Raw genomic sequence first — 13,139 nt, 5'->3', positions numbered from 1 at the left:
CGTGTCTTCTGTTATCCCGATTTGCCTCTGCAAAACTCGTCCAATCTCGATAGATTTGAGGACAAGATTGTGCAGCAGACCTAAAGTGTTACCACGTCTGTTGCGCGTCCGACCGGAGGCAACGACTGTGTAAAGATTCGTAAATCCTTCCACCGTCATAACGGCTCGCACCTTTGCTGTCACCCGAACGTTGCGGCGCTATGACGCCGGGCCAACAGATTACCTGCCGGAGACGCTTTCATGTCACTTTCCCTCGATGCCACCGTGGAACATTTCCCGATTGCGGGCACGTTTACGATCTCGCGCGGCTCCAAGACGACGGCAAGCGTCGTCACTTGCCGCATCGGAGACGGTGTCCATACGGGCTCCGGCGAATGCGTTCCCTACGGCCGCTACGGCGAGACGATCGACACGGTGCTCGCCGAAATCGCCGCCATCCGCCACCACATCGAGGCCGGGCTCAGCCGCGCCGATCTGCAGCGCGCGATGAAGCCGGGTGCTGCCCGCAACGCCGTCGATTGCGCGCTGTGGGATCTGGAAGCAAAGCAGAAAAACAAGTCGGCCCATGTTCTTGCCGGCATTTCTTCACCGGAAGCATTGACCACGGCCTATACGCTTTCGCTTGCCGAGCCCGACGCGATGCGCGAGCAGGCCGCCAAATATGCCCACCGCGCGCTCCTCAAGGTCAAGGTCGGCACGTCGGATGATGCTGCCCGCATCCGTGCGGTGCGCGCCGGCGCACCGGAAAGCCGCATCATCCTCGACGCCAACGAGGGCTGGACGCCCGAAACGCTTGCCTATCACTTTGCGATCTGCGCCGAGGAACGGATCGACCTGATCGAGCAGCCGCTTCCCGCCGGCCGCGACGAGGCGTTGGCAACGATCGCCCGTCCCGTTCCGATCTGCGCTGATGAAAGCGTGCACGCGACCGGCGACCTCGCTGCTCTCGTCGGGCGTTACGACGCCGTCAACATCAAGCTCGACAAGACCGGCGGCCTGACCGAGGCACTGCGCATGCGCGATGAGGCGGTCTCGCTCGGGCTCAAGGTCATGGTCGGCTGCATGGTCGGCAGTTCGCTCGCGATGGCGCCGGCGATCCTGGTGGCGCAAGGCGCGGATTTCGTCGATCTCGACGGGCCGCTGCTGCTGGCGCAGGATCGCGAGCCCGGCCTGCGCTACGAGGCCTCGCTTGTCTTCCCGCCGGAGCCGCGCCTCTGGGGTTGAAGATACCAGGCGGTGACGGCAAAGCAGCAGCCGGCAAAGGCGACGACCGACATTGAATAGAAGCCGTTCACCCCGTACCAGGCGTAGAAATAGCCGGACAGGAACGTGAAGATCGCGGTGAAGATACCGGTATAGAAGAAGTAGAGCCCCTGCGCCGACGCTTCCTGTGATTCCACCACCCGCTCGACCAGCTTGTGCTGCATGCCGGTGTGCATGATCGCATAGGTGAAAGCGTGGAAGCACTGCAGGATGAAATAGCCGCTGAAGCCGATATCCATCGGGAAGATGATCCAGCGCACCACGGCGAGAAAGCAGCCGGACAGGATCATCACCCAGACGCTGAAACGGCGGCTGATCGCCTTGGCGAAGATGAACATCGTCACTTCCGCCGCGACGCCCGCGCTCCAGAGCAGGCCGATCTCGGTGCCGCTGTAGCCGATGTGCTGCCAATAGATCGCCGAGAAGGCAAAGAGCATCGCGTGGCTGGCGTTGACCAGCGTCACCCCGATCAGCAGCAACTGCAGGTCGAGCTGCCGCAGCGACTTCGGCGGCGGCTCCGTCAATGCCGTGATCGGTGACGGCCGCCGCGGCTTGCCGACTCGTGGCGCGGCATAGGCCATGATGATCGTCAGGCCGAAGCCGATCGCCATCGCCGGCAGCACCATGTCGCTGCCGAAGATGCCCACCATCCAGCCGCCGAGCATCGTCGCGCCGATGAAGGCGACCGAGCCCCAGAGCCGCATATGGGCGTAGTCGAAGCCCCAGCGCCGCACGCCTGAAAGCGCGATCGCCTCAACGATCGGCACATAGGGAGAATAGACGGCCGACTGCAGCGTATAGATCACGAGCACCGGCCAGAATTCGCGGAAATAGAACAGAACCACGGCCGTTGCGAGCGACAGGAAACCGGACCAGATCAGGACGATCGCCCGCTCGCCGAGCCTATCGGCAATGACGCCGGCGATCGGCGCCGTGATGACGCGCACGAACATCGGCAACGCCAGAACGACGCCGATCTCGAAGTCGCTCATCGACAGCGTGCTCAGCCACATCGGGAAATATGGCATCGCGAAGCCGTTGACGATCAGCGGCGCACAGAAGAGCAAAGCAATGCGAAGCGCAAAATGGCGCGGCGGAGGGCCCACATAGGCGGGCGCTTGGAAGGGAATCATCGTCTGACCTGATGGCTGTGCCCAATCTCTAGCACGAGCCGGGCGCCCCTCGCCATAACCTAGTTTTCGCGACAGGAATATCGCTGCGCCGCGAAGGTCAGGCCGCGCGCTGGGTCAGCAGTTGGGCGAGCAGTTTGTCCGCTTCGCCAGAGGCTTCGCCTTCGCTGGCGCCACCGCGCATCTGGTGCCAGGTGATCAGTTCCATCGTGCCGTCGTGGTGCTCGGCAATCGCCGTGCAGCTTTCCACCCAGTCGCCGGTGTTGATGTAGCGGATGTCGCCGATCTCCTCGATGACAGCATGGTGGATATGACCACAGATCACGCCCTGCGCATCGTGACGGCGCGCCTCCTCGGCGACCACCTTCTGGAACTCGCCGATGAAGTTGACGGCGTGCTTGACCTGGAGCTTCGCCCAGGACGAGAACGACCAATAGGGCATGCCGAGACGTCGGCGGACCGCAGCAAGCCCGATATTGATGGCGATCGCCGTGTCGTAGGCCCAATCGCCGAGATAGGCGAGCACGCGGGCGTTGCGCACGACGACGTCGAATTCGTCGCCGTGCAGCACGAGATATTTACGGCCGTCGGCCCCCTCGTGCATGTAGCGTTGCGCCACCTCGATGCCGCCGAAATGCACGCCCGGAAAGTCGCGCAGGAATTCATCGTGATTGCCGGGGATGTAAACGATGCGGGCGCCCTTGCGCGCCTTGCGCAGGAGCTTTTGCACCACGTCGTTGCAGTTCTGCGGCCAGTACCAGCTGCGCTTCAGCCGCCAGCCGTCGACGATGTCGCCGACCAGAACGATCGTCTCCGCTTCATGATGCCGCAGGAAGTCGAGCAGGTAGTCGGTCTTGGCGGCCTTCGAGCCGAGATGGACGTCCGAGATGAACAACGTCCTGAGCTTTCGTACGGAGTTGTCTTGCTGCGCCGCCATCATGCGAGCCTCGTCTTCAGGTTATGCTTTCTGCCTTCGTGAAACCAGACTCGTGTTTCAGGAAGATGACATCAACATTGCGTCACCGGTCCCCCCGCTGAAATCAGCACTGCAAAACTGTACCTCGCTTCGAATTCATGCCAAAAGGCACGACCACGAATGAGGAATGTGAGAGCATGAATACGGGCGACAAGACGAAATCCCATACCGGTCCGGCCAGCGGCGACATCGACCAGCAGGCCCTTTTCTTCCACCGTTACCCACGCCCGGGAAAGCTCGAAATCCAGCCCACCAAGCCGCTCGGCAACCAGCGCGACCTGGCGCTTGCCTATTCGCCAGGGGTTGCAGCCCCCTGCATCGCCATTCGTGACAATCCGGAAACAGCCGCCGATTACACAGCGCGCGCCAACCTGGTCGCGGTCATCTCCAACGGCACGGCCGTCCTCGGTCTCGGCAATATCGGTCCGCTGGCTTCCAAGCCCGTCATGGAGGGCAAGGCCGTCCTCTTCAAGAAATTTGCCGGCATCGACGTCTTCGACATCGAAATCGACGCGTCGAGCATCGAGCGCATGGTCGACGTAATCTCGGCGCTCGAGCCGACCTTCGGCGGCATCAACCTTGAAGACATCAAGGCGCCCGAATGTTTCGAGGTGGAGCGGCGCCTGCGTGAAAAGATGCAGATCCCGGTCTTCCACGACGACCAGCACGGAACTGCGATCATCGTCGCCGCCGCCATCCTCAACGGCCTCGAACTCGCCGGCAAGGACATCGCGACCGCCAAGATCGTCACCTCGGGCGCAGGTGCCGCCGCACTCGCCTGTCTCAACCTTCTCGTGACGCTCGGCGCCAAGCGCGAAAACATCTGGGTCCATGACCTCGAAGGCCTCGTCTACAAGGGCCGCGAGGTACTGATGGACGAATGGAAGTCCGTCTACGAGCAGGATAGCAGCAACCGCGTGCTTGCCGACAGCATCGGCGGCGCTGACGTCTTCCTCGGCCTTTCCGCCGCCGGCGTCCTGAAGCCGGAACTGCTGGCGCAGATGGCCGAAAAGCCGCTGATCATGGCGCTCGCCAATCCGACGCCGGAAATCATGCCGGAAGCCGCCCGCCAAGCCCGTCCGGACGCGATGATCTGCACCGGCCGCTCGGACTTCCCGAACCAGGTCAACAACGTTCTCTGCTTCCCGCATATCTTCCGCGGCGCGCTCGACTGCGGCGCAAGCACGATCAACGAAGAAATGAAGATGGCGGCCGTACGCGCCATCGCCGGTCTTGCCCGCGAAGAGCCTTCCGATGTTGCCGCCCGCGCCTATTCCGGCGAGACCCCGGTCTTCGGCCCGGACTACCTGATCCCCTCGCCGTTCGATCAGCGCCTTATCCTGCGTATCGCGCCGGCGGTTGCGAAGGCAGCCGAGGAAAGCGGCGTCGCCACCCGTCCGATCCAGGACTATGACGCCTATCTCGACAAGCTGAACCGCTTCGTCTTCCGCTCGGGCTTCATCATGAAGCCCGTCTTTGCCGCCGCCAAGAACGCCCAGAAGAACCGGGTTATCTTTGCCGAAGGCGAAGACGAACGCGTGCTGCGCGCCGCCCAGGTGTTGCTCGAAGAAGGCACGGCCCGCCCGATCCTGATCGGCCGTCCGCAGATCATCGAGACGCGCCTGCGTCGCTATGGCCTGCGCATCCGTCCGGATGTCGATTTCGAGGTGGTCAACCCCGAAGGCGATCCGCGCTACCGCGACTATGTCGAGGACTATTTTGCCCTCGTCGGCCGTCTCGGCGTCATCCCGGAAGCCGCCCGCACGATCGTGCGCACCAACACGACCGTCATCGGCGCGCTCTCGGTCAAGCGCGGCGAAGCCGATGCGTTGATCTGCGGCGTCGAAGGGCGCTACAGCAAGCACCTGCGCGACGTATCGCAGATCATCGGCAAGCGCGACGGCGTGCTCGATTTCTCGGCCTTGAGCCTGCTGATCTCGCAGCGCGGCGCAACTTTCTTCACCGACACCTATGTGAGCTACTGCCCGAGCGCCGAAGAGATCGCCCAGACGACGGTCATGGCGGCACAGGAAATCCGCCGCTTCGGCATCACCCCGCGCGCCGCCCTCGTCTCGCATTCGAACTTCGGTTCGCGTGATTCGGAGAGCGCCACCAAGATGCGCACGGCGCTGCAGCTCGTGCGGGAACTCGCGCCCGATCTCGAGGTCGACGGCGAAATGCACGGCGATGCGGCGATCTCGGAAGCGTTGCGCCAGCGCGTCATGCCGGACAGCAGCCTGTCGAGCGAAGCCAACCTGCTGGTCTTCCCCAATCTCGATGCCGCCAACATCACGCTCGGTGTCGTCAAGACCATGACCGACAGCCTGCATGTCGGCCCGATCCTGCTCGGCTCGGCGCTTCCCGCCCATATCCTGTCGCCGTCCGTCACCTCACGCGGCGTCGTCAACATGGCGGCTCTGGCGGTGGTCGAAGCCAGCCATCCGGGTTGAGATGGCAACGCGGAGATCGCCACCGGTCTTCGCTGCATTCGGGCGCCATGCCGGCGCCGGCAAAACCGTATCCGGATGTCGCGCCTGCTTCAGGCGCGGCATCGCTGGTTTTGCAGATCACCCGCGAATCAGCCCCTGTCACGCGGCCGATCGACGACTACAATCAAGGCGTGCACAATTGGTATTACACACCAATCGGGAAAGTTTGCGCTGGACAAAAGGTGAACCTCTAACCATGCTGGGGCCTCGGACGAGATTCGGTGTTGTGGCATGACTGAGCAGCAGGCTGCCCTCGACATGCTGGAAATCCTGGAATGTGGCGGCTGTGTCGAGCCCGCTCATTTCTTCACATTGATGCGTCGAACCTTCCGCATTGCCCATCTTCTCTATCTCGAAGCGGAGCCCTATGCGGACGAGCTCAAGGTTTGCCGGCTGCATCACACCTTCGGCGCCTACGCTGCCGAGATCTACCATGCCCGCAGCCTTCACCGGATCGATCCGATCCTGAAGCTGGCGCTTGGCGGCGTGCGGCCGGTGGAATGGACGATGGCACGGCATCGCTTCCCGGAATGCGAACCGTTGTTCCAGGCAGCCCAGGAAATCGGCATATCCACTGAGGGCGTCGCCTTGCCATTGCCCTCGCCCGCCGGGCGCATGGCGTTGCTCGCAATCAACGTCAACATGACAGCCGGCGAATGGACGACCTATCGCCGCCATCACCTGCGCGATTTCCAGCTGGCCGCCAATCTCTTCCATGCCGCCATGCTGGAGCACGGCGCCATGGCCGGCAGCATTTCGACCCGAGAGATGCGGTTGACCGGCCGCGAGACCGAGGTCCTGACCTGGGCCGCCGCCGGCAAGAGCTATTGGGAAATCGCCACGATCCTCGGCATTTCCGAGCGCACCGTGCGCTTCTTCATGACCAATGCGCGACGCAAGCTGAATGTCGTTTCCAACACTCAGGCTGTGGCACAGGCCGTACGACACGCTCTGATACCCTCCGTTTGACACCCGACAATACGCCTCCACCGAAACCCCTCGAAATCTAGTGGCAAATATCGCGCATTTGAACTGTCGCTAGCGACAGTTACGCAACCGCCGCGAGCCTGACAGCATCGCCCCATCCCCAAACTCGGATGGAGAAAACGATGATCAGGATCCTGAACGGAAAGACCCGCGCACAACACCCGGCGGCCGTCGACGACATGTTCCGGTTGCGCAAGCGCGTCTTCCACGACTTCCTGAAATGGGACGTGCAGACCGAAGGCGACTGGGAAATCGACAACTACGACCAGGCAAACCCGCTCTACGTCCTGTCCTATGCGCCCGATACCGGCCGGCTGCGCGGCGCGCTTCGCCTCCTGCCGACACTCGGCCCAAACATGCTGGACGATACCTTCCCGATCCTGCTTGGCGATAATCCGGAAATCCGCAGCGCTTCGGTCTGGGAATCCAGCCGCTTCTGCATCGAGCCCGAGATCTCGCAGGACCGCGCCTCGAACCAGGTGACGGTCGCGGCCGCCGAACTGATGTGCGGCGTCGGCGAGCTGGGCCTTGCTTCCGGCATCAGCCACATCGTCACGGTGACGGATGTGTTCCTGGAGCGCATGTTCCGGCGCATGGGATGCCCGGGCGAGCGTATCGCCGAACCGCATCGCATCGGCTCCGTTTTCGCGGTTGCCGTCGCCTGGGAAGTAACGCCGGATCTGCTCACGCGGATGAAGGCGGTCGCTGCCATCGAAGGTACCGTGCTCGAACGTCCGATGTCGCTGGAAACCGCCCGCGCCGCCTAAGCGCGTCAGTCGATCTGCGCTGTTAACGCAAACCGTCGCTTGTCGTTGCACGATCACCGACAAGCTCTATGATGGAGGCGAAACAGGAATGCCGCTGGCAGCCACCCGCAGAAGGTCGGCGCCGACCTGGCAACAGGAAGAGACTTTCGCCCGTGTTCACGCGCATGAAACACGTCGCTGCGGCCCTTGTGCCTCTGGTTCTGATCGGTGCCGGTCCGTCACTGGCATCGACGGCCTGCGACCGACTGAACGCGCGGCTCGCGCAACTGCCTGACTACGTCGCCAGCAATGCCGATGCGCGCGACTACGCAAGCGCGATCTCGCGGCAGAATATCGAGCTGCGGCGGGCAAAGAACGACCGCCGCCGCGCGGGTTGCGGTGGCGGCAACGCCATTGGCTTCGACGGCGGCGACCCCGACACCTGCTACGGCCTCAACAGCCTGATCGCCGAGATGGAAGACAATCTGCGCATGCTGAAGTCCGAGCGCGAGCAGATCGTCGCCGGCGGCAGCGACGACAGCCGGCGCCGCATCCTCGCCGCGCTGGAGATCAACGGTTGCTATGGTGACCGCGAGGAGTTCGCAAGCGTGGAACCGGACGTGCCGGAAAGCCACCGCAACATCGTTGCCGACCTGCCGCCGGAAGACGCCTACGGCCCGATGCTCGGCCGAGGCGAAGACGGCTACGCACCGCAGGAGCGCTACTATAGCGGCACGCTCAGAACCATGTGCGTGCGTACCTGCGACGGCGCCTTTTTCCCGGTTTCTTCAGATGCGACGCCGGCCGATTTCCCGCGCGACGAGCAGGCCTGTCGGGCGCGCTGTCCGGGGGCTGAGACCGAGCTCTATTTTCACGACCTCAACACGGAAGAGAGCGACAAGATGGTCTCGGCCGTGACCGGCCGTCCCTATACCGAAATGCCCAACGCCTTTGCCTATCGCACCCGCGCTGTCGGAAAACCCGGCCAGTGCGGCTGCCAGATACCGCAGACCGCCTCGACCACACCGAAGGCAAACGGAACGAAGATCGGTGACGACCAGTCGTCGATCATCGTCATCGAGACCAAGAAGCCGGAAGCGGCGAGCAATACCGCCAAGGCGCCGGCCGAAGAGCGGCCTTATGATCCGTCGAAGAACAAGGTTCGCGTCGTCGGCCCGACCTACCTGCCGCAGGAAGAAACCGCCATCGACCTCAAGCATCCGAAGGGACCGGCCTATCAGCCGGTCCAGAATTGATCGGACGAGGCCTTACGCCTTCTCCTTGCTGCGTCCCCATCCGTCTTCGAAAACCAGCTCGTCGAGCGGCAGGCGCTGGCGCCAGCCCTTCACAGCGAGTTCCGGCTGCTGATAGAGGCGATCGACATAGCCGAGGCAGAGCCAGGCAACGATCTCGATATGATCTGGGATGCCGAGAATCGCCTTGATCTCGGCCTCGTGGAAAATGCTCACCCAGCCGACGCCCACCCCTTCGGCCCGCGCAGCAAGCCAGAGGTTTTGCACGGCGCAGACGGTGGAATAGACGTCCATCTGCGGATTGTGGGTGCGCCCGAGTACGACGGCACCGCCGCGCGTGCGGTCGCAGGTGACACAGATGCTGAGCGGCGCCTTGCGGATGCCTTCCAGCTTCAGCGCACGGTACTTGGCCTGTTGTTCCGCCTCGAACATCAGCGCGGCCTCGTCATTGGCGCGGCGAAACGCATGCCAGACGCGCTCACGCGTTTCTTCCGCCCGCACCAGCACGAAGTTCCACGGCTGCATGAAGCCCACGGACGGGGCGCTGTGCGCAGCGGCCAGCAGGCGCCCGATCAGATCTTCCGGCAATGGCGCGGGCAGGAATTCATCGCGCACGTCGCGACGTGTCTCGATGGCACGGTAGACGGCCTCCCGCTCTGGCAACGAAAAGGCGCCGGCAGCCGCAAGGCCGCCCTTCGGTTCAGTCAGCATCGTTCGATCCCCAACAATGCGAAACCTCCCGCCGTCCACGCGGGGTTCGGTCTATCTCGCCAGGCCGGTCTTCTGACTTCGGTTCAACCGATCACCTCGCCTTCCCAGATCGATTGAAGATCCAGTGGCAAAACCTTGAATCAATTCAAGGCTCTCTTAGACGCGATCGTCCCCGTCACAGCGTTGGGCACGTTCCGGAATGACACCGGATTCCCGATTCTCCCGCTTTCGCGGGCACCTGACGACGGCACTAAGTGCACAGCCGTTTGAGAAAGACAAGCGGCGCCAACCCGGTCGAGACATGGCGCGCCACTTTCCGCCGGCTACTGTCGAGCTTAGTCGTTTGCCTCCGCCTCAAAGCGGAGCGACCGGATGCGGCGAGCCGTCATAGGCGCCCCAGACCGACTGATCGAAGCAAATCACCGATCCGGTCATCAGCCCGGACTCGGCCGACGACAGATAGGCGCAGGCCCGCGCCACTTCGGCCGGATCGACGAGCCGACCGAAAGGCTGGCCGGCCGCCGCCTTTTCAAGCCAATCGGCAGCCGCGCCATGAAACTCGCGCTGGATGCGGTCTTCGCCTTCGGACGCCATCCAGCCGATATTCAGGCCGTTGACGCGAATGCGGTTGCGAAGAAGCGCATAAGCCGTGTTTTTGGTCAGCGTTTCGAGGGCGCCTTTCGACGAACAATAGGCGGCAATGAACGGCTGGCCGGCCATCGCCGACATCGAGCCGATGTTGACGATCGTGCCCTCGGTCTTCTCCCGCCGCATGATCTTCACCGCCTCCTGCATCAGGAAGAACGGCGCGCGCACATTGATCGCGAACATGCGGTCGAAGAGTTCGGGCGTGGTGTCGAGGATCGTGCCACGGTCGGTGATAGCTGCGGCGTTGACCAGCGCATCGACCCGGCCGAATTCCGCGTCGCAAGCGGCGACCACCTTGCGGGCGTCCTCTACTTTTTCAAGATCGGCCTCGACATAGACGACTTTCGCGCCGCTTGCCTTGCCGATCTGCTCGGCCTTCGCCCGCCCCTTGGCGGCGTTGCGGCCGCAGATGACGATGCCTTCAGCGCCGCGCTCGGCGAAAAGGCCAGCAATCGTCGCGCCCAGTCCCTGCGTACCACCGGTGACGATGGCGATCTTGCCTTGCAATTGTCCACTCATCGAATTCCTCCCTTGGAAATGATCGTTTGAAACGGCTGCGGCTCCCGGCTGAAACACACCGGGAGCCTGTCAAATTGTAACTCGCTCGTCAGCTCAGCTTGCGCTTCGCCTGCGCCTCCAGCACCGAGAGAAACTCTTGTTCGCCCGTCCCCGCAGTGAGAGCCTCGCGCATCAACTGCGCCTGCGTCTTCGGCGCCAACCCGCCGAGTGGCGGATCCCGGTCGAGATTGGTGGGGAACGAATAGCCCTCGGCACAGGAGGAGATCGCGTTGGCCGCTTCCGCCTGCGTCAGCGTCCCGCCCGCCAGCAAGGCCCGCAAGGCCGGATAGAGCGTCGCGCTCATGGTCAGTCGGTCAACGGTTTCCATTGCGCGACCGAAGGCCGAAGACACCTGCAGCAGGTTGGCCACGCGGCGGATATCCCGGGAGCGGTTGGTGCCGGCGGCATGGAAGAGCGCCGGGTTGAAGAAGACAACGTCGCCCTTTTCGAGCGGAAGCTGCACATGGTGTGCGTCGAAATAGGCGCGGAATTCCGGCCGGTTGAGCGCCAGATAGCCCGGCACATAGGTTTGGCTATAGGGCAAGAACAGCGTCGGTCCGCTTTCGAGCGGCATGTCGCGATGGGCAACCGCCCCCTGCAGCGTCAGCACCGGTGAAAGCCTGTGCACATGCGCCGGATACTGCTCGATCACGGCCGCGGTCTGGAAGCCGAGGTGATAATCCCGGTGCGCCGATTGCGCCGCACCGCCAGGATTGACGCGATTGACCTGCGCCGTCATCTGGTAGTTCGGCCCGAGCCAAGCCTCGCTGACGAGCGCTATGACGGCATTGCCGTAATAGGAGGCGAAATTCTCCGGCGCGTTCAGGCAGTGCTTTTCCAGCGAGTTCCAGATGCGGTCATTGGCACCGGGTTTGGCGAAGTGATCGCCGCCGCCGCTGTTGCTTCGATGTTGCTCTTCGATGATGGCGTCAAAGACCCCGCTTGCGACGTCGATTGCTGTCGTATCGGCAAAGGCGCGCTTGAAGACCGCCACGCCAGGCCCGGTCGCCAGTACCTCGCAGATCTCCGCCAGAACAGAACGCCGCGCCTCGGCATCGCCGCACGCCGCAATCAGCGCGGCGCTGTCATATATCAGGATATTCTTTTCGCAGCCGGAAGCATGGGGGTAGTCGGACAGACTGGTTTGGCGTTCGACTTCCGCCCGGAACGCTTCGAGATCGCATGCCTCTTCGGTGAGCCAGACGCGGTCGATTCGCTGGCGCGCTTTGTTGTCGGTCTTCATCGCGTTTCCTCCTCTGGAACATCCTGATGAACACGACTATAGGCGGCGGCAAAACATGATATAGAGCAAGAATCCATCAAAAATCCATCAGGAGAGCAAGGCGATGGCCCATCCGTTTCTGGTCAAGGACATCGCCTTTCAGGCCGGGCTCAGCACCGCGACCGTCGATCGCGTGCTCAACGAGCGGCCGGGCGTGCGCCGCCAGACGGAGGCCCGGGTTCGCGCAGCCATCGAGGAATTGGAGAAGCAGCAGGCCGGCCTCGACATCCAGGGGCGCAAGTTTGCGATCGATATCGTCATGGAGTCGCCACAGCGCTTCACCGATGCGGTGCGTCGCGCCTTCGAGAGCGAGGCGATGACCTTCGCGCCCACCGTCTTTCGCTGCCGGTTCCACTTCGCCGAGACGATGCGCCCGCAGGAGATCGTGCAACTGCTCGACCGAATCCGGCTGCGCGGGACCGACGGCCTGGTGTTGAAGGCGCCGGACGTGCCCGAGATCGTCGCCGCAGTCGCCCGTTTCGAGATGGGCGGTACGCCCGTCGTGACGCTGGTAACCGACCTGCCCCATTCCCAGCGGACGGCCTATGCCGGCGCCGACAACCGGGCGGCGGGCGAAACGGCCGCCTACCTCCTCGGGGAGCGCTTTTCCGGCGCGCCGGCAACTGTGCTGGTGACCCTTTCGAGCGGCCGCTTTCGTGGTGAGGAGGAACGCGAGATCGGCTTTCGCCGGGTGTTGCGCGAGCGCTATCCGGCAATCCGGATCGTCGAGATCAGCGAAGGCCACGGCCGCGACAGCGAAACCGGCCGCCTGGCTCACGCGGCGCTCTCGGCCAATCCCGATATCAACGCGGCCTATTCGATCGGTGGCGGCAACCGCTCCGTCCTTGCAGCCTTCGAGCGCCTCGAACGTCACTGCGCGCTCTACATCGCCCATGATCTCGACGAGGACAATCTGGCGCTGTTGCGGGAACGGCGCATTCACTTCGTGCTGCATCACGACCTCAGGACCGATGCGCGCACCGCCTTTCGCACGATGATGCTGCGGCCCGGCGCCCAGGCGCCGGCAATCGGCCCGCAGCTTTCCGCCGTGGTGGTGATCACGCCCTACAATGTTCCGGAGTAACGCTGCTGACGA

The 13,139-nt window shown here is 63.3% G+C and carries 11 protein-coding genes and 1 riboswitch; of the genes, 6 read left to right on the top strand and 5 right to left on the bottom strand.

What is annotated here, in order from left to right; all coding sequences use genetic code 11:
• Nucleotides 1–240 precede the first annotated feature (240 nt).
• Entirely contained in the window at nucleotides 241–1,224 is a 984-nt protein-coding gene (gene dgcA, locus ASD01_RS03825; RefSeq protein WP_034795044.1) for an N-acetyl-D-Glu racemase DgcA, read from the top strand.
• Here dgcA and ASD01_RS03820 read toward each other — a convergent pair.
• Together ASD01_RS03820 and ASD01_RS03815 are read right to left on the bottom strand one after the other, a co-directional pair.
• The gene (locus tag ASD01_RS03820; RefSeq protein WP_034795045.1) at nucleotides 1,176–2,396 is read right to left on the bottom strand and encodes an MFS transporter; all 1,221 of its coding nucleotides are present in this window, start codon (nucleotides 2,394–2,396) and stop codon (nucleotides 1,176–1,178) included. The two genes, dgcA and ASD01_RS03820, sit on opposite strands and share 49 nt — an antisense overlap.
• Nucleotides 2,397–2,493: 97 nt before the next feature.
• Nucleotides 2,494–3,333, bottom strand: a complete 840-nt coding sequence (locus tag ASD01_RS03815; protein WP_034795046.1) for a UDP-2,3-diacylglucosamine diphosphatase — start codon at nucleotides 3,331–3,333, stop codon at nucleotides 2,494–2,496.
• A gap of 173 nt (nucleotides 3,334–3,506) precedes the next feature.
• Here ASD01_RS03815 and ASD01_RS03810 point away from each other — a divergent pair, with 173 nt between their 5' ends.
• From ASD01_RS03810 to ASD01_RS03795, 4 genes are all read left to right on the top strand, one after another.
• Nucleotides 3,507–5,819 carry an NADP-dependent malic enzyme gene (locus tag ASD01_RS03810; RefSeq protein ID WP_034795048.1) on the top strand — a complete coding sequence of 771 codons (2,313 nt, stop codon included), beginning with the start codon at nucleotides 3,507–3,509 and terminating at the stop codon, nucleotides 5,817–5,819.
• Between the two features lie 270 nt (nucleotides 5,820–6,089).
• Nucleotides 6,090–6,827, top strand: coding sequence for a helix-turn-helix transcriptional regulator (locus ASD01_RS03805; protein WP_060643555.1), 738 nt, complete (start codon nucleotides 6,090–6,092; stop codon nucleotides 6,825–6,827).
• Nucleotides 6,828–6,967: 140 nt separating this feature from the next.
• Complete coding sequence (locus ASD01_RS03800; protein ID WP_034795052.1) at nucleotides 6,968–7,612, top strand: acyl-homoserine-lactone synthase; 645 nt, start codon at nucleotides 6,968–6,970, stop codon at nucleotides 7,610–7,612.
• A gap of 164 nt (nucleotides 7,613–7,776) precedes the next feature.
• On the top strand, nucleotides 7,777–8,847 hold the full coding sequence (locus tag ASD01_RS03795; protein WP_034795054.1) for a DUF2865 domain-containing protein: 1,071 nt from the start codon (nucleotides 7,777–7,779) through the stop codon (nucleotides 8,845–8,847).
• Between the two features lie 12 nt (nucleotides 8,848–8,859).
• Here ASD01_RS03795 and bluB read toward each other — a convergent pair whose 3' ends face one another.
• From bluB to ASD01_RS03780, 3 genes are all read right to left on the bottom strand, one after another.
• Nucleotides 8,860–9,555, bottom strand: coding sequence for a 5,6-dimethylbenzimidazole synthase (bluB, locus tag ASD01_RS03790; RefSeq protein ID WP_034795057.1), 696 nt, complete (start codon nucleotides 9,553–9,555; stop codon nucleotides 8,860–8,862).
• Between the two features lie 45 nt (nucleotides 9,556–9,600).
• Nucleotides 9,601–9,812: riboswitch (cobalamin riboswitch) on the bottom strand.
• Between the two features lie 97 nt (nucleotides 9,813–9,909).
• Nucleotides 9,910–10,722 carry an SDR family oxidoreductase gene (locus tag ASD01_RS03785; RefSeq protein WP_060528794.1) on the bottom strand — a complete coding sequence of 271 codons (813 nt, stop codon included), beginning with the start codon at nucleotides 10,720–10,722 and terminating at the stop codon, nucleotides 9,910–9,912.
• An 88-nt stretch (nucleotides 10,723–10,810) separates the two neighbouring features.
• Nucleotides 10,811–12,004 carry a phytanoyl-CoA dioxygenase family protein gene (locus tag ASD01_RS03780; RefSeq protein ID WP_034795060.1) on the bottom strand — a complete coding sequence of 398 codons (1,194 nt, stop codon included), beginning with the start codon at nucleotides 12,002–12,004 and terminating at the stop codon, nucleotides 10,811–10,813.
• A 103-nt stretch (nucleotides 12,005–12,107) separates the two neighbouring features.
• On the opposite strand from ASD01_RS03780, the gene ASD01_RS03775 reads away from it, so the two are divergent.
• The gene (locus tag ASD01_RS03775) at nucleotides 12,108–13,127 is read left to right on the top strand and encodes a LacI family DNA-binding transcriptional regulator (RefSeq protein ID WP_034795061.1); all 1,020 of its coding nucleotides are present in this window, start codon (nucleotides 12,108–12,110) and stop codon (nucleotides 13,125–13,127) included.
• Nucleotides 13,128–13,139: the final 12 nt, after the last annotated feature.

Origin of the sequence: Ensifer sp. Root423 (genome assembly GCF_001426275.1) — a bacterium.
GTDB classification, from domain to species: Bacteria; Pseudomonadota; Alphaproteobacteria; order Rhizobiales; family Rhizobiaceae; genus Ensifer; species Ensifer adhaerens.
The sequence above is the reverse complement of the archived record's forward strand: the minus strand, read 5'-3'. Positions and strand labels throughout refer to the sequence as shown.